This window comes from Chamaesiphon sp. VAR_69_metabat_338, from assembly GCF_031423935.1.
Lineage (GTDB): Bacteria > Cyanobacteriota > Cyanobacteriia > Cyanobacteriales > Chamaesiphonaceae > Chamaesiphon.
Genome location: NZ_JANPGM010000103.1, coordinates 1 through 15,482 on the forward strand (window position 1 = coordinate 1; position 15,482 = coordinate 15,482).

General features: G+C 48.6%; 15 protein-coding genes. 6 read left to right on the plus strand and 9 right to left on the minus strand.

Features of this window, described 5'->3' with window-relative positions:
• Positions 1-327: 327 nt before the first annotated feature.
• Positions 328-717 (plus strand): AbrB family transcriptional regulator, encoded by a 390-nt coding sequence (locus RMO84_RS03035; RefSeq protein ID WP_310486986.1) that lies wholly within the window; start codon positions 328-330, stop codon positions 715-717.
• Between the two features lie 240 nt (positions 718-957).
• On the opposite strand, the gene RMO84_RS03040 is transcribed toward RMO84_RS03035, so the two are convergent.
• Entirely contained in the window at positions 958-2,181 is a 1,224-nt protein-coding gene (locus tag RMO84_RS03040; RefSeq protein ID WP_310486974.1) for an esterase-like activity of phytase family protein, read from the minus strand.
• A gap of 173 nt (positions 2,182-2,354) precedes the next feature.
• Between RMO84_RS03040 and RMO84_RS03045 the strand changes: the two genes are divergently transcribed.
• Positions 2,355-2,891: a hypothetical protein gene (locus tag RMO84_RS03045; RefSeq protein ID WP_310486975.1), complete on the plus strand. Its 537-nt coding sequence runs from the start codon at positions 2,355-2,357 to the stop codon at positions 2,889-2,891.
• Positions 2,892-2,989: 98 nt separating this feature from the next.
• Here RMO84_RS03045 and RMO84_RS03050 read toward each other — a convergent pair whose 3' ends face one another.
• The 3 genes from RMO84_RS03050 to apcA all read right to left on the minus strand — a co-directional run bounded on the left by RMO84_RS03050 (position 2,990) and on the right by apcA (position 4,547).
• Complete coding sequence (locus RMO84_RS03050) at positions 2,990-3,193, minus strand: phycobilisome linker polypeptide (protein WP_007356911.1); 204 nt, start codon at positions 3,191-3,193, stop codon at positions 2,990-2,992.
• A gap of 301 nt (positions 3,194-3,494) precedes the next feature.
• On the minus strand, positions 3,495-3,980 hold the full coding sequence (gene apcB, locus RMO84_RS03055) for an allophycocyanin subunit beta (protein WP_015160896.1): 486 nt from the start codon (positions 3,978-3,980) through the stop codon (positions 3,495-3,497).
• A gap of 81 nt (positions 3,981-4,061) precedes the next feature.
• On the minus strand, positions 4,062-4,547 hold the full coding sequence (apcA, locus tag RMO84_RS03060) for an allophycocyanin subunit alpha (protein ID WP_310486976.1): 486 nt from the start codon (positions 4,545-4,547) through the stop codon (positions 4,062-4,064).
• Between the two features lie 295 nt (positions 4,548-4,842).
• Here apcA and RMO84_RS03065 point away from each other — a divergent pair, with 295 nt between their 5' ends.
• Positions 4,843-5,733: a PhzF family phenazine biosynthesis protein gene (locus RMO84_RS03065; RefSeq protein ID WP_310486977.1), complete on the plus strand. Its 891-nt coding sequence runs from the start codon at positions 4,843-4,845 to the stop codon at positions 5,731-5,733.
• A gap of 249 nt (positions 5,734-5,982) precedes the next feature.
• Complete coding sequence (gene ftsH2, locus RMO84_RS03070) at positions 5,983-7,869, plus strand: ATP-dependent zinc metalloprotease FtsH2 (protein ID WP_310486978.1); 1,887 nt, start codon at positions 5,983-5,985, stop codon at positions 7,867-7,869.
• 346 nt (positions 7,870-8,215) lie between these two features.
• On the opposite strand, the gene pheA is transcribed toward ftsH2, so the two are convergent.
• Entirely contained in the window at positions 8,216-9,058 is an 843-nt protein-coding gene (pheA, locus tag RMO84_RS03075; RefSeq protein ID WP_310486979.1) for a prephenate dehydratase, read from the minus strand.
• Between the two features lie 261 nt (positions 9,059-9,319).
• On the opposite strand from pheA, the gene RMO84_RS03080 reads away from it, so the two are divergent.
• A complete protein-coding gene (locus RMO84_RS03080; protein ID WP_310486980.1) occupies positions 9,320-9,907 on the plus strand; it encodes a DUF1997 domain-containing protein in 588 nt (195 codons plus the stop codon).
• On the opposite strand, the gene RMO84_RS03085 is transcribed toward RMO84_RS03080, so the two are convergent.
• Both RMO84_RS03085 and RMO84_RS03090 read right to left on the minus strand, forming a co-directional pair.
• Positions 9,899-10,522: a ribonuclease HII gene (locus tag RMO84_RS03085; protein ID WP_310486981.1), complete on the minus strand. Its 624-nt coding sequence runs from the start codon at positions 10,520-10,522 to the stop codon at positions 9,899-9,901. The genes RMO84_RS03080 and RMO84_RS03085 overlap by 9 nt on opposite strands.
• Positions 10,523-10,604: 82 nt before the next feature.
• Complete coding sequence (locus RMO84_RS03090; RefSeq protein WP_310486982.1) at positions 10,605-12,890, minus strand: Rne/Rng family ribonuclease; 2,286 nt, start codon at positions 12,888-12,890, stop codon at positions 10,605-10,607.
• A gap of 313 nt (positions 12,891-13,203) precedes the next feature.
• Here RMO84_RS03090 and RMO84_RS03095 point away from each other — a divergent pair, with 313 nt between their 5' ends.
• The gene (locus tag RMO84_RS03095; protein WP_310486983.1) at positions 13,204-13,407 is read left to right on the plus strand and encodes a hypothetical protein; all 204 of its coding nucleotides are present in this window, start codon (positions 13,204-13,206) and stop codon (positions 13,405-13,407) included.
• Positions 13,408-13,858: 451 nt separating this feature from the next.
• Here the strand turns inward: RMO84_RS03095 and RMO84_RS03100 are convergent, their stop codons facing one another.
• Together RMO84_RS03100 and RMO84_RS03105 are read right to left on the minus strand one after the other, a co-directional pair.
• Positions 13,859-15,034 carry an IscS subfamily cysteine desulfurase gene (locus tag RMO84_RS03100; RefSeq protein ID WP_310486984.1) on the minus strand — a complete coding sequence of 392 codons (1,176 nt, stop codon included), beginning with the start codon at positions 15,032-15,034 and terminating at the stop codon, positions 13,859-13,861.
• 156 nt (positions 15,035-15,190) lie between these two features.
• On the minus strand, positions 15,191-15,482 hold a 292-nt coding region (locus RMO84_RS03105), incomplete at its 5' end, for a PEP-CTERM sorting domain-containing protein (protein ID WP_310486985.1).

The window sequence follows — 15,482 nt, forward strand, 5'->3', positions numbered from 1 at the left end:
TATACCAAGCAAGATGAAGCTTGGATCGAGGGCATCGCCAATAAATTGACCGATAGCTTAGAGACAACTTTGTCAATTCATGACTCGATCGCAAATCTCCAGGACAATAGCTGAGCTAGCCTAGCTTTTTGAGCGAGTCAAAGTTTTCACCGATCGCATCTTTTTACCAAAAATGGTAATTTTAGCGATTTTTAAGTGCATAATGAAATTGACATCTAACTAATTACGATCGTGCCTAAAACTAAAGTGGAATCTGCTCCTAAAGCTCAGAAAAATTCCCCAGCCAAGAAGGCTACCCCCGCAGCTAAAGCAGATAAATCGGTAAAAGTGGCAGCAGAAAACGCGGCATCAACTGAAGTCGTAGCTGCTGAAACCCCGCTCACAGGTAAGGCTCTACTCCAAAAAGTCAAAGAACTCGCCCATCTAGCCAAGCGCGAAACTGCCAAACAATGCGGCTATGTGAAAACTTCCAAATCGGGTGGCACGCGCACCGATCTGTCGGGTTTTTATGATGCAGTACTGGCAGCCAAGGGTGTCAAGTTAGATGAGACTAGTAGAGACAGTCGTGGCAAAGTTGCTACTTACAAAGCTACCGTGCATAAAAATGGTCAGCTACTAATTGGCTCTGCTTATACCAAAGGCATGGGTTTGAAGGAAGGTGATGTCTTTACAATCAAGCTCGGCTACAAGCACATCCATTTGATTCAAGACAATTAAGTCGGTTGCTGGTTGTTAGTTGACAGTTTGTACCAAAGGGATGGATTTGAAGGAAGGTAATGTCTTGACGATCGATCTCGGCTACAAGCAGATCTATTTGATTCAAGATAATTAAGTTGGTTGCAAGTCGATCGGTGACGGTAAAATCGGTCAACAGCGGTTTGGTTACTAGATGTACCAAACCCGATGTGTGCGAGCTGCGGGTGGGATTGTACCCCAGCTCTAACCAACTTTTGAAGCTTAGCTCTGCTTGAATTTAAATAGTAAAAACTGGGTGATTTGACGACTGCTAAAATTATTATCGCTGACCAATAGTAGTGTTTGGCTCCCATCTGGCAGCCGCCGACCTAAAGCCATCCCCTCAAGATTATCGATGTAGATCGCTAATTTTTTGAGATCGAAGGCGAGTTCTTTTTTGATAGGTTGAATGGTTGTATTGCCTTTAAAGCTAGCAATCTTGCTAGTGTCGGTAGCTCCAGCCATCGATGTCTGAAATATTTTGACGCGGAAGCCTGTCAAACCAAAGGAGCGTTCGAGGGTCAGAAAATGGCCGCTAGTATCGATCGCTTGGATTTCGGACAAGCCATGTTCGAGCGCGCCGAGTGGTGGCGGATCGAGTTGATAGAGGTGTTCGCTAATAATTTCGGGTCGGTCGCTTAATAGATAATGCAACCAGCGATTTTTGGCACCAGGAATCTTGCCATTTTCACCAACTTTGGTGACTTCTTTATCTTGGATCAGGGCTGATTCTGTCGCAGCAAAGAGGCGCAGGGGTTCGCCACTGGCCGGAAGAGTGCCAGTCGGACTGAGGGTCATCCCTTCAAAAGCGAGATTATTTTGGAAGCCACGCTTGCCTTCGGTATCGGGTAGATAGCGAGTCGGAATCGGCAAGCTTTGCTTGACTTTGCCAGTTTTGAGGTCGAACTCATTAATAAAGGGGAGAATATTTCTGGTGCGATCGCCTTCACTAGGGATATAAACAGATGATTCAGCAGTAATCGCAATTGCTTCAGTATCGGTTTCCTTTTGGGGATAGCGTTGCCCATCGGCATTTTTGAGCACCGTTACATCGGTAACATCTACTTTATTGAATTTGACTTGTTTGGGATCGGTGGTGTCCAGATCGAGCTTGAGGGTGTAAAATCGGGCGGGTGATTGGTCTCCGCGATCGTCAGAAATCGCATAAAACCGATCGCGCTGTCGATCGTAAGTCAGCCCCGACAAGCCACCGACTAAGGTCTCTTTAACCTGTAAATAGTTGGGAATTTTATACTCGCCAATATACTCGATCGAGACTTTATTAAACATCCGACTGCTAGCCGCGCTGGGGAGATCGGGACTACAGGAAGTTAAAAAAATCGCAATCGCCACTACGCACATTAATGCTCCCAGGGAGACAGTCCCAGCTAAAATCCAGCCACCAATCTTTTTACGTTGCGGATCGGGATTGCGATCTAGATTCATATCGATTCTGGGTAATAATACATAATTAAAGAGCCGCTTCCCGATCGACGGTCAATGGTTAAGCACTGTCTCGATCTATCGATTTTTGCAACTCAAACATCGATAATCGATCGGCGCGATCGGGATCTGGCCATGCTCCAAGATCGACTATCCACTCTCCACTTAATTTAATCATGTCTGCATCTATCTTGACCGTTCCCGATCGGATTAAATTCGATGAAGCGATCGAACTCACTCAATCCTTTTTGAGTCAGCTCAAAACCAATGAGTTTGCGTCCGATCGAATTCAGGATTTTGTTGCAGCGTTATTACAAACAGCTAATGGTGCGCGGGGATTTTTTGTGACTTATCTGACTTCCCCAGATCCGGTTTGCGATGAGCCACGAGCGGAAATAATTGCCGGACTAAAAGCACATCCAGACATCGCTGCCGATTTACTAGTTAAAAATATCGCCATGTCTACCGCTCAACAACTTTATCATCAGCGGCGCAACGATCCCGAGATGGTGGCATCTTCTGCTACTGTAGCCGCACGGACGACTAAGATCGTCCACCAATTGAATCTGCCGCTGATTCAGGATCTGTGTCGAGAATTGGTCGATACGATTCACGCGGGGACTGGTTCCTATAGTGATTTTTTGACTCGGTGGGGATACGACGAGGAGCAAAAAAACGCGATCGCGCAAGCAGTCTCAAAATTAATAGTCTAGACATAACAAGTGGATCGATCGCTACAGCCATAGAATCGATCCAGATCGAAAAAAAAGGTCGGCTACCCGACCTCTTTTTTTAGTAATTCTACTAATACTTAAAGTAAGCCAGTATTAGCACCTGGCTTGCCAGTGGCTAATTGAACTTTAATGATTTTACCGCCCATTTTCATAATTCGCTGTTGCTCGCGAAACCAATTATCGTAGGGAACTAATTTAGTAAAATAAGTATTTTGTAATTCGCGCTGAGTTCTGATGCGAGTTTGGCTGGGAACGCAGGCGGTGACTTTGAACATCCGCATGTTGATGGTTCTCCTATTGTTATATTTTGGATAAACTATACTAATTTTCGCACTTTTCGGTCGCTGGTGCCGTGTTTGGTATCGATCGATCGAATGTCGATCGCAATACTTTACCAATACGATGAGATGCCAGCTCTAAACCGCTAAACACGTCAAAGTCTGGGAGTCAGATGTTAATGCTAGACCGTCAAAACTTACCATAGTTAGACTAGATAAGCTGTTGAAGAGCTAATACTCACATCGGACTTCCCAGACTCGATCTTACTGTCTACATTAGTGACAAGTTAGTTAACTTAGCTGACTAGCTCAAGCCAGAACAGATGTAGTCTAAGTAAACACCCATTTCTTTACCAGCATCAGCACCAACTAAACTAGCGGTAACTTCTTTGATGGCTTGGATAGCTTGAACGGTAGCAGCAACAGGAACTCCCAAGGAATTGTAAGTTTCTTTGAGGCCGTTGAGAACGCGCTCATCTAAAATGGAAGGGTCGCCAGCTAGCATTGCGTAGGTAGCATAACGGAGGTAGTAGTCCAAGTCGCGGATGCAAGCAGCATAACGACGAGTGGTGTACATGTTACCACCGGGACGAGTGATATCCGAGTACAACAAGGATTTAGCTACAGCTTCTTTAACGATTGTTGCTGCGTTAGCACTGATCGTACCAGCCGCACGGACGCGGAGTTCGCCAGTACCGAAGTAGGCTTTGAGCTTGTCTAACGAGGAGGAGTCAAGGTATTTACCTTGAACGTCAGATGAATTGATAACAGAAGTAATTGCGTCTTGCATTTTTCCTAAATTCCTTATCTAGTCTCTTGTTGCTTATGTTGCGAAGCGATCGTCGTAAGTCGTCAATTAACTAGTTTGGAACTAGCTCATTGCACCGATTAGATAGTCGAAGTAAGCACCAGCTTCAGCAGCGTCTTCACCAGACATCATGGAAGTAGCAGCATCTTTCATCGCCCGAACACCAGTAGCAACGCCATCGATGGGGGTACCTAAGGATCTGTACATTTCGCGGACGCCAACTACACCAATTTCTTCGATCGGAGTCACATCACCAGCAACTACACCGTAAGTGATCAACCGGAGATAGTAGTCGAGGTCGCGCAAACAAGTTGCAGTCATTTCTTCGCCGTAAGCGTTTCCACCTGGGGAAACGAGGTCAGGGCGTTGTTGGAACATTTTGTCTCCAGCACCTTTAACTAGACGCTCGCGAGAGTCAGTTAAGGTTTGAGCGATCCGAAGACGGCGTTCGCCAGAAGCGACGAAACCTTTGATTCGGTCTAATTCGCCTGGACTCAGGTAGCGAGCTTCAGCATCTGCATTGACGATCGCTTTGGTGACGATACTCATCGTGGGTTTACTCCAAAAAAGTTTGTGACCAGACTGATATTAATTTCCTCAGAACCTTTTGCTCCGAGGTAGATTGCGCTTGCTTATCCGATCGATAAGTCAATCGCGATCTCTATACCTTCCGCAAACATTTTCCGGCATTATCACTAGTTTCTGAGCGAACTCGTAATAGTTTGTAACGATCGAGGCTAGGTTTTAGACTTTAGGCTTTAGGTTTTAGGCTTTAGATTAGGGTGTAGGGCTTAGATGGATTGTTAAGGTGAGACAATTGAGAAGCAAGTCAAGCTTAGTAACAATGACTAATATTCAGTTTTTGATTCTGGATGTATTTGCGACGGGGAGGTATACGGGCAATCAGTTGGCTGTGTGTTTGAATGCGGGGGTCTTGACAGATCTCCAGATGCAGCAGATCGCGCGGGAGATAAATTTCTCAGAGACGACCTTTGTTACTAACTCACAGCCAGTTAATGGCGGCTATGACACGCGTATTTTTACGCCGACGACCGAATTACCATTTGCCGGACATCCGACTTTAGGAACGGCATTTGCCATTCAGCAGGAAATTGTCAAAGCGCAGATCGAACGCGTTAATCTAAACTATCAAGTCGGTCAGATTCCCGTCGATCTGAACTATGTCAACGGCGCGCCAGATATTTTGTGGATGCACCAACAGCAACCGCAATTCTATGAGCCGCTATCGATCGGCACGATCGCTGCTGTCATTGGGATAGACCCAACCGATATCGATGCTAGATACCCGATCGAGCCAGTTTCGACAGGTTTACCATTTATCATCGTGCCCGTGAAAACTTTGGCGGCAGTGAGTCAGGCAAAATTAAATCTGAGTCTTTATCAGCCAACAGTCGCTAATTTACCAGCCCAAGCAATCCTGGTCTTTTGTCCCGAAACTGTCGCGGCGAGTTGTCAATTACACGTTCGGGTGTTTACCGAGTGTTTTGGAGTTCCCGAAGATCCAGCCACAGGTAGTGCTAACGGCTGTCTGGCTGCATATTTAGCCAAGCACCAGTACTTTGGCAGCTCTCACCTTGATATCGCCGTCGAACAAGGTGTGGAAATGGGACGGTCTTCGCTCTTGTATCTACGGGCTGAGTATACACCTGCTGATTGTCAAGTGAGCATAGGCGGTCGCGTCATCCACATCGCCTCTGGGGAATTTATTTTATAATTAAGAGACACGGTTCGAGCAGCGATCGCAACCCAAAACCCTTTCGCTGACAAATATCCAGCAAATATTTATCTTCCCTCCCTGCTCCCCGTTCCCCGCTCCCCGCTAATTCACCCCTTTCCGAAATCTGAGAATTACGTTAAATTTAATTAAGATATGTTTTCAGAATTTTTTAAACTATATAAGACAAGCTGAAATTAAGCATTATTCACCTCGCATATCACCCCATCACCAAAGGCAAGCAATTTTATGAAGTTTTCGTGGAAACTAGCAGTGCTGTGGACGATACCCGTTCTAGTCATTGGCTTTTTCGTCTGGCAAGGGGCATTTACACCCGTCACGGCTGAAGTTGGTAAGAATACAGCGAGTACTCGCATGACCTACGGTCGGTTCTTGGAGTATCTCGATGCCAATCGGGTCAAAGCAGTCGATCTCTATGATGGTGGCAGAACTGCGATCGTTGAAGCTGTCGATCCAGATTTGGAAAACCGGATGCAGCGGTTGCGGGTCGATCTGCCAACAAATGCCCCAGAATTAATCGCTAAACTGCGGGACTCAAACATCTCCTTCGATAGCCACCCAGTTCGGAACGATGGTGCAGTGTGGGGTTTCCTCGGTAACTTGGTATTCCCAGCCTTGTTGATTGGCGGCTTGTTCTTGTTATTCCGCCGTTCCAATAATATGCCTGGTGGCCCCGGTCAAGCGATGAACTTTGGTAAATCCAAAGCTAAGTTTCAGATGGATGCCAAAACTGGGGTGATGTTTGATGATGTAGCTGGTATTGCCGAAGCAAAAGAAGAGTTACAAGAAGTTGTCACCTTCCTCAAGCAGCCCGAACGCTTCACCGCCGTCGGTGCCAAGATTCCTAAAGGTGTCTTGTTAGTCGGCCCTCCTGGTACTGGTAAAACCTTGCTTGCTAAAGCGATCGCAGGTGAAGCTGGGGTTCCGTTCTTTAGTATCTCCGGTTCGGAATTCGTCGAAATGTTTGTTGGTGTGGGTGCGTCCCGCGTCCGCGACTTGTTCAAAAAAGCTAAAGAAAACGCGCCTTGTATCATCTTTATTGATGAAATCGATGCTGTCGGTCGTCAACGCGGTGCCGGTATCGGTGGCGGTAACGACGAGCGCGAACAAACGCTCAACCAGATGCTGACTGAGATGGATGGTTTTGAAGGAAATACGGGGATTATTATTATCGCCGCCACCAACCGTCCCGACGTATTAGACTCCGCACTCCTACGCCCAGGTCGTTTCGATCGCCAAGTCCAGGTCGATCCGCCAGATGTGAAGGGTCGGGTTGAAATCCTCGGCGTTCACGCTCGGAATAAGAAATTAGGTGAAGGTGTCTCGCTGGACGCGATCGCGCGTCGGACTCCTGGTTTTAGTGGTGCTGACTTAGCTAACTTGCTCAATGAAGCCGCCATTCTCACCGCTCGTCGTCGTAAAGATGCTATCACTAACCTCGAAATCGACGATGCAGTCGATCGGGTAGTCGCTGGGATGGAAGGTACGCCATTGGTAGATGGTAAGAGCAAACGCTTGATTGCTTACCATGAAGTCGGTCACGCGATCGTCGCGACACTAATCCCCGCTCACGATCCACTCCAGAAAGTAACGCTGATTCCTCGCGGTCAAGCTGCTGGTTTGACTTGGTTCACTCCTGCTGAAGATCAATCCCTCATCTCTCGCACCCAACTCCGGGCGCGGATCTGTGGTGCCTTGGGTGGACGCGCTGCCGAAGAAGTGATCTTTGGTGATTCGGAAGTTACTACTGGTGCTGGCGGAGACTTACAACAAGTCACCTCGATGGCACGCCAAATGGTTACTCGCTTTGGGATGTCCAAACTCGGCCCGCTTTCACTCGAAAGTCAATCTGGTGAAGTCTTCCTCGGTGGTAACTGGGGCGCGCGCTCTGAATACTCTGATGAAGTAGCAGCTCAAATCGACCAACAAGTCCGTGAGATTGTTGCTGGTTGCCATCAAGAAACACTTCAAATCATGCGTGAAAATCGCACGGTAGTCGATCGCTTGGTCGATCTCTTAATCGAGAAAGAAACGATCGATGGTGATGAGTTCCGTCAAATCGTGGCTGAGTACACGGTAGTACCTGAGAAGCCTCAGTTTGCACCGATGCTGTAGACACAGTTTGATATTCTAATCATTAAAAAGCCCTGCTAGTGTTCAACTAGCAGGGCTTTTGTCTAAAAATCCCATCCTCGGAGGGGTGCCCAACGGGCGGGGTGGGTAGATCTCCGCTGCCTACTAAAGCGATCGACTGTCTCCATTCGTTAAGCATGTATGAAATGGATAGATCGACGATAATGCGGTCGGAGTTGGGGGGTTTGCTGCGAAGATGGTAAACCCACCCCGCCCTGCGGGCACCCCTCCCAAGAGGGGATTTTATCGAACTAAATCGATGCCAATGTGCTGACGATCGAGCCACGAAGATTATTAAATCTATCCGATTTTGAAAACGGGCTTGTGTTTAACCAATGACTTTTGTGTAATAAGTGCCGAAGTTTTTCACAGTTTCAGCATAAGCATCTAAATCGGCTAAAGCTGATTTTAGCTGGGGGCAATTATTGACGCTGGTTTCGATATCGATGAAGAACAAATAATCGCCGAGGGAGCGTTTGCTAGGGCGAGAGGCGATTCGACTGAGATTCAAATTCCGATTGGCGAAATAGCCCAGAGCCGTCATCAAACCACCTGGGGTATTCGATCGCAGACTAAACGCGACAGAGGTACAATTGCCAGCCAGTGACGGTTGCAAGCCGATCGCCCAGAATTTAGTTTGATTGTCAGGGCGATCGTTAATCGGCTGCGCCAAGATCGGCAGATCGTACATATTCGCTGCTCGCGCCGAGGCGATTGCGGCAAGCTGGGGATTAGCAGCTAGTTTGTTTAAAGCTGCGGTAGTTGAAGTGTCAGCAATCCGCTCGGCTTGGGGGAGATGCTGTTGCAACCAATCTTGACATTGACTTAAAGCTTGTGGATGGGAATAGACAGTCGTGATGTCACTCAAATTGGTGGCGATCGAAATCAACACATGTCGGATCGGTAGGACGATCGCTTGCTGAATTTGGAGCTTGGCAGCTAGGTGCCAAATCGTATCGGCGGTCATCGTCACCGCACCCTCGATCGAGTTTTCTGCTGGGACGATCGCTAGTTGTGCCAAACCGTCGGCTACAGCTGCTAGTGTACTGGCAATATTGGCATACGGCTCTAACTCAAAGTCGATACCATGGAGTTCTGTCTCACCATAGGCTTGCGCAGCAGCTTCTGTATAAGTACCTTTCGGCCCCAAATGAGCGATCTTGAGATTCATAAATAGTTAGCAATCGGTACTCTATTTGCGATTCCAATCCGATAAAATACTGAGATTTTAATCGATTTGGAAATCTGGATCGCGAATGCGATAAAATCTTAGCTAAGAGTATTTTATCGCGATCGATCGACAATCGATTCAACTGGATTTTTTAACTAATTTTTTCAATAGTTAATTTCCGCTCGGTTAGATGGCGATTTTCAATTGACGGATCGACGTTCTGCAAAGGCGTTATTAGTCTGTAATTTCTCGTGGTTATATATGCAAATTGTTACATTTACAGCAGATCGATCGGTAGAAATTGCCGTGCCATCGCAGCCGATTCCCATTCAGCACTACTTACGTCAGCCCCATCGGTTGGTGCAAGCGTTAGTCGATCCCAGCCGAGTCAAACAGGTGGGCGATGATGAATTTTGCTTGACGATGCGGACATTGAGTTTTTTTGGATTCGATCTTCAGCCGACAGTCTATTTGCGCGTGTGGACTGAAGTAGACGGCACGGTGCGAATTGTTTCTACTAATTGTGAAATTCGCGGCATCGATTATGTCGATCGCCGATTTAGTCTGGAGCTGATTGGTGAATTGATTCCTCACGAAGAGCGGGGTCAAACCTATCTAATTGGCAATGCCGACCTCGAAGTCCGCGTCGAGTTGCCACCACCAGTCAGCTTCATGCCCAGATCGATCGTCGAATCGGCAGGCAACAGTCTGCTCAAGGGCATTCTGAATACTTTCAAACAACGCTTGCTGCATCAATTGTTAGCCGATTATGCAGTGTGGGCGCAGACAGGTGCCGAAGGAGATCGTACCGTTAGCGCGACTCATCCCCAAGCACCAAATCTAGGTTAGCATTCGGCGATCGCGACAAGGACTAAAAGACTGCCGGTGCGCGGTGGTAATCCCACATTTGGCGATCGCTAGCAAGTGTGCGGCGGTACCATAACCCTTATTTTTGGCTAACTGATACTGGGGATAAATTAAGCTTAATTCCGTCATTGCGCGATCGCGCCACACTTTTGCCAGGATACTCGCTGCGGCGATCGAGATCGATCGATCCTCGCCGTTAATTAGCGTCTGTTGGGGAAGATCGAGAGCGGGAATCGGCTGGTTGCCATCTACTAAACATAATTCTGGCGGTACTGCTAAACCGTCGATCGCCCGCCGCATGGCCAGCAAACTCGCTTGCAGAATATTCAGTTCATCGATTTCAGCGACGCTCGCCACTCCAATCTGATAGGCGATCGCAATTTGCTGGATTTGCGGCACTAGCCGTTCGCGCTGGCTGGCAGAAAGTTTTTTACTATCTTTAATTCCCCACGCTGCACATTGGGCAATCGCACTTTTGGGTAAGATCGCTGCCGCTGCTACCACAATCCCACATAAGGCACCCCGTCCAACTTCATCGACACCCGCGATCGTCACTTCGGCACAAGTCTGTTCGTGATAAATTTTGGGTGTAGACATGCGATCGACAATGGCAACTCGGATAACTCATAGCACTGAAAACAGCACCCCGACAATATTACTATTATCGGGGTGCTCTTACTCAATCTACTACCGCTGAAGATCGACGTTTGCGTCGCCGATTTTCTGGTAGCTCCTCTGCGATATCGCTAGGCGACGTCACTGTTGGGACTGGTTCGATCTCGATCTCTTCCACAGCATCAATTGGCTCGACTAATGGTGGATCGATCGTAACTACCAATTGAGGTGCTTCGATTTCCTCAACTTGTCGCACATCGGCGGCTGTATCTGGCACTGGGATTACAGTTGGTACGAGATCGACAATTGGCGCAGCATCGCTCTCCGGCTCATCTGTAGCTACCGGCTCGATGACAGGCACGATCTGCGCGAGCGGTTCGGGGGGTAAACTACCGATGGGCACGATATTGACGATCGCGGTTTTCGGATTATTCAACTCTCGCCCCAACTTTACTAGTGGCGAAACTCCCATCCAGGCATAGGTTTCTTTCTCTAAATCCGACATTTCGATCGCGACGACTTCGGGTGGTTCGATCGTCGGTCGCGTCGGTTTAACCCGTTGGGGTTTACCGGGACGTTCTCGATCGCCGTTGGGATCGGCAACTTCTGCCAATTCTGCTGAATCGGGCGGGAGATCCTCGGGGACGTATGCCTCAATTTCTGGCGGAGTAAATTTGCTACTGATTAAGGTAGCCCGACCGCGCTCCTCAACGGGCGGAGTAGTTCCTCGTCGATCGGTCAAACTGCGATTGGCACCACTGCTCGGGGTCGGCGTTCTGGTGTCGCCATTTTGAGTCGGACGGGGCACATTGCGCACGGTTTCGTCCCGTTCGGTGCGACCGACACGACGACGGCGTTTCTTGCCGACGCCGTTTTGCTGTTGATAGCTAGGATGATTGACGAGATTAAAGTCATCTTCGCTTTCCGTACCCTCTGGCTCGAAGGTTTCCCAGCCTGTTGCGACTGGTGGTCGCAGATCTGGCAATGTCCGCGCGTTGCGACGGGGCACTCTACCTCCAGACGCGCTATCGGAGTTACCACGACCGCGTTCGCGTTGCGGAATGCTAGAAACCAAGGAAATGGGCACGGCTTCACCATCGGCACCGTAGACGGTTTCGCCAGGAACGTGGGCGAGATGTCCCAATCCGCCACAAGTAGCACAGGTTTCCCCAAACAACTCGTAAATATTTTGACCTTGGCGTTTGCGAGTGAGTTCGACTAGTCCGAGTTCGGAGAGTTGGGCGATTTGCGGTCTGGCTTTATCAACCCGCAGTTGCTTATTAAAATGCTCTAGGACTTGGAGTTGATCCTTGCGATAATCCATATCGATAAAGTCGATAATAATTACGCCGGCAATATTACGCAGCCTGAGCTGACGAGCGATCTCCGTAGCAGCTTCGCAATTCGTCCATAAAACGGTTTCGCGCGAAGTAGTCGATCGCGTAAAGGAGCCAGAGTTGACATCGACGACGGTCAAAGCTTCGGTCGGCTCGATAATAATATAACCGCCAGAAGGCAAGTCTACTCTCGGCTTTAATGATTCTCTGATCGCCGCATTCACGCGGAAATATTCGAGAATTGGTTGGCGTTCGCGATGTTTATCGACCACGACCCCTTGCGGTAACTGGCCGTCATTCCAGCCCTGTAGTGTCTGCTTGACCCGCTTGAGTCCTTGCTCGGAATCCACGACAATTCGGTTGACATCTGCCGAATACATGTCTCTGAGCACTCTTTGAATGAAGTCATCATCCCGATTGAGCAGAGCGGGCGCGCGAGTGGTGTTGGCGTCTTGTTGGACAATTTCCCACTGCTTTTGCAATTGTTCGAGATCTTCTAAAATGGCTTCTTCGGTGGTATCTTCGGCTTCAGTCCGCACCAATAGACCCATCCCAGCTGGCTTTGCCAGTACGGCCAAAGCTCGCAGGCGATTGCGCTCGCCTTCAGAACGGATCCGCCGCGAGAGATTTACCCCTTTACCAAATGGAATCAAGACGACATACCGACCGGGTAGACTGACATTCCCAGTCAGTCTGGGGCCTTTATTGCCGGTTGGTTCCTTCATGATTTGCACCAACACTTTTTGCTGTGGTGCGAGCAATTCGGTAATCGAACCGGAACTGCGTCTGAGCCGGAGTGGCCCTAAATCGGTAACGTGAATAAATCCATTGCGAGACGGATCGCCGATGTTGATAAACGCTGCGTCGATCCCTGGCAACACATTTTCGACAATGCCAAGATAGATATCACTGACCTGATGTTGTCCGGTCGCAACTACCAATTCTTGAATTTGGTCTTCCCCAAATACGGCACCAATGCGGTGTTGCTCCGCAATAATTATTTGCTTTGGCATTCAATTTCCTCGAAAATTAGCAGCACGTCCGGTCGCCGAGAATCGATAGGTGCCGAGCGATGCTGGTATGATGTAACGTAATTTGTCCAAGTAGCTAATTGCGATCTAAATATTTGGATCGGTTGCCTAGCTACAACCTGCGTTCGTTGCTAAGGGCGCAATCGATCGACTAGTTTTGCCGGTCGAGAGCTAAATGGTTGACATCTGTCATCCGTAGTTGAGTGCTAAATGATGCATCGCTACTGAAGATTTAGATGTTAGCTCTCGATCGGGAGCGGAGACGATCGGTAGGTGTCTGAGAGCTAGCGGCCAAATGCTCGAACGTGCGGTCACGTTTCTGGCGCATAGCTTCATTTTCGATCGGATCTGTGGGGCAGACGAGCAATGTTCTCCAGAGGAGCGACTGCCCCAACGGTCGAGCCAAGTAGTTTCCACCAATCTGTGGGCTAACAACTCGAACTTTTCGATCTCGATCGAGCGGGAGATCGCTCGATCTCAACACCTACATGCTCGATGAACCTGAGCTTTCACATTTGTAAAAGCTGTCCATGAGGTTTAGCGTCTTAAGCCACAGGCAGCAATTATCTCGATGAGAGGGTCTGCCGATGGGTGTTGTTTGCCTAGTGTCTGTTGCACAACATCATCCCCATATCTGTTACGAGTAAGTTCGCAAGAGAGGGGATGGACGGCTTCAGGCTATCTCAACTGGCGCACGATCGACTCTAAACACAAGTTGTAGCTGGAGCTTGTTAAAGTCGGACGGACTGGAGCGATCCTCCAATCCTCACCAAACCCACTACACCGATCGATTAGCGATCGGGATAGTGGTATGTCCGGGATCCACGAAAATTTTGTCAAGTACACGACCGCTTCCAGTTTGGATTACCGGAGACGTTAGGAAGATCGGCTTAGCTTATTCTTCTTGGGGGCGATCGCTCTTGGTTACTTTCGATTATACCTGTAAAATGTCACGATCTCAAAGCCAACTTGCGGAGACTTACAATCGTCTCGATCGTAGCTGTCGCGACGCGATCGATTTGCTCTACTGTATTATTGTGCCCAATTCCAAACCGAAGTGCTGCATAGGCGAGGGATTCGGAGCGACCGATCGCGCGTAAGACGTGAGAAGGTTCGATTTTGGCGGAGCTACAAGCCGCGCCCGAAGACAGAGCCACGGTCGGACGTAAGCCCAGGAGTAGGGCATTGCCATCCACGCCAGCCACACTAATATTGAGATTCCCTGGCAGTCTCTGGGTGGGATGGCCGTTGAGATAAATTCCGTCCATTTGACTCAATTGCGCCCACAATCGCGATCTTAACTCAGTTAACCGCGCTGTTTCCATATCCATTTCCGTCAGGGCAAGTTCGACCGCTTTCGCAAAACCGACGATTTGCGGCGGATAGAGCGTACCCGATCGCATGCCCCGTTCGTGGCCGCCACCATGCAATTGGGGCGATAACTTGACACGCGGATTGCGCCGTCGGACGTAGAGCGCGCCAGTGCCTTTGGGGCCATAGACTTTATGTGCAGTCATCGATAGCAGATCGATGTTTAAGGCATTAACATCTAGCGGGATTTGGCCGATCGCTTGTGCCGCGTCTGTATGAAATAAAACTTCGCGTTCTCGACATAATTTACCAATTTCAGCAATAGGTTGCAAAACGCCAATCTCGTTATTGGCCGCCATGATTGAGACTAAGATCGTATCGGGACGGATGGCATTTTTGAGATTATCTAGATCTACTAAACCATCTACATCGACAGGTAGATAAGTAACTATAAATCCCAAAGATTCTAAATATTGACACGGATCTAACACCGCATTATGTTCGGTTTGCAGGGTAATAATATGTTGACCTTTGGCAAAATAAGCTTCGGCGACACCTTTGAGCGCGAGATTGTTGGCTTCTGTGGCTCCACTCGTAAAAATAATTTCTTCGGGACTCGCACCGATGGCAGTAGCGATCGTTTCCCGCGCGCCAGTTATCGCTGCTTCTGCCGCCCACCCGTACTGATGGGTGGTACTAGTGGGATTGCCAAAATGTTCGGTAAAGTAGGGCAACATTGCCGCAAGCACGCGCGGATCGACTGGCGTAGTCGCATGTCGATCGAGATAAATTGGCAAGTGTCGATCTGTGGACATTGAGGGGAAGATATGAATATCGTGGCGATCGGGTTATGACGGCAATAGCTCGATCTTACTGGAATCTTCGATCGCCAACAACAAAAAAACACCACAATTATTAGTTGCAGTGCCTGGAATCGAACGCTGATAGTTGTTACTAGACAGTTTCAACAACTAGGCTTTGTCAGCAGATTTGAGTTTTTTGCGGAGGCGTAATGCTGCCGTACCGCCAATGAGGGTACCGATGACAGTCAAAGGCTCCGGAACTGATGCGCTCGGAGGTGTTGGAGCTGTCGAGCCTGTTGAAGGTAAAGATGCCGCACCGCCAATTGTCAGGTTCGTTCCAGTGATATTTCGATCGAAAGTACCTACACCAGTGGCTAGATCGATCTTAATTTGTTGGCGATCGTCTGTGTAGCCAAATAGCTGACCCCCTTCAAAAAATATGCCATAAACATTACCAAAA

Excerpts from the sequence above, each read along its gene's own strand:
- RMO84_RS03040 (WP_310486974.1), bottom strand. The coding sequence starts at position 2,181 with ATGAATCTAGATCGCAATCCCGATCCGCAACGTAAAAAGATTGGTGGC.
- RMO84_RS03045 (WP_310486975.1), top strand. The coding sequence starts at position 2,355 with ATGTCTGCATCTATCTTGACCGTTCCCGATCGGATTAAATTCGATGAA.
- RMO84_RS03050 (WP_007356911.1), bottom strand. The coding sequence starts at position 3,193 with ATGCGGATGTTCAAAGTCACCGCCTGCGTTCCCAGCCAAACTCGCATC.
- apcB (WP_015160896.1), bottom strand. The coding sequence starts at position 3,980 with ATGCAAGACGCAATTACTTCTGTTATCAATTCATCTGACGTTCAAGGT.
- apcA (WP_310486976.1), bottom strand. The coding sequence starts at position 4,547 with ATGAGTATCGTCACCAAAGCGATCGTCAATGCAGATGCTGAAGCTCGC.
- RMO84_RS03065 (WP_310486977.1), top strand. The coding sequence starts at position 4,843 with ATGACTAATATTCAGTTTTTGATTCTGGATGTATTTGCGACGGGGAGG.
- ftsH2 (WP_310486978.1), top strand. The coding sequence starts at position 5,983 with ATGAAGTTTTCGTGGAAACTAGCAGTGCTGTGGACGATACCCGTTCTA.
- pheA (WP_310486979.1), bottom strand. The coding sequence starts at position 9,058 with ATGAATCTCAAGATCGCTCATTTGGGGCCGAAAGGTACTTATACAGAA.
- RMO84_RS03080 (WP_310486980.1), top strand. The coding sequence starts at position 9,320 with ATGCAAATTGTTACATTTACAGCAGATCGATCGGTAGAAATTGCCGTG.
- RMO84_RS03085 (WP_310486981.1), bottom strand. The coding sequence starts at position 10,522 with ATGTCTACACCCAAAATTTATCACGAACAGACTTGTGCCGAAGTGACG.
- RMO84_RS03090 (WP_310486982.1), bottom strand. The coding sequence starts at position 12,890 with ATGCCAAAGCAAATAATTATTGCGGAGCAACACCGCATTGGTGCCGTA.
- RMO84_RS03095 (WP_310486983.1), top strand. The coding sequence starts at position 13,204 with ATGCTCGAACGTGCGGTCACGTTTCTGGCGCATAGCTTCATTTTCGAT.
- RMO84_RS03100 (WP_310486984.1), bottom strand. The coding sequence starts at position 15,034 with ATGTCCACAGATCGACACTTGCCAATTTATCTCGATCGACATGCGACT.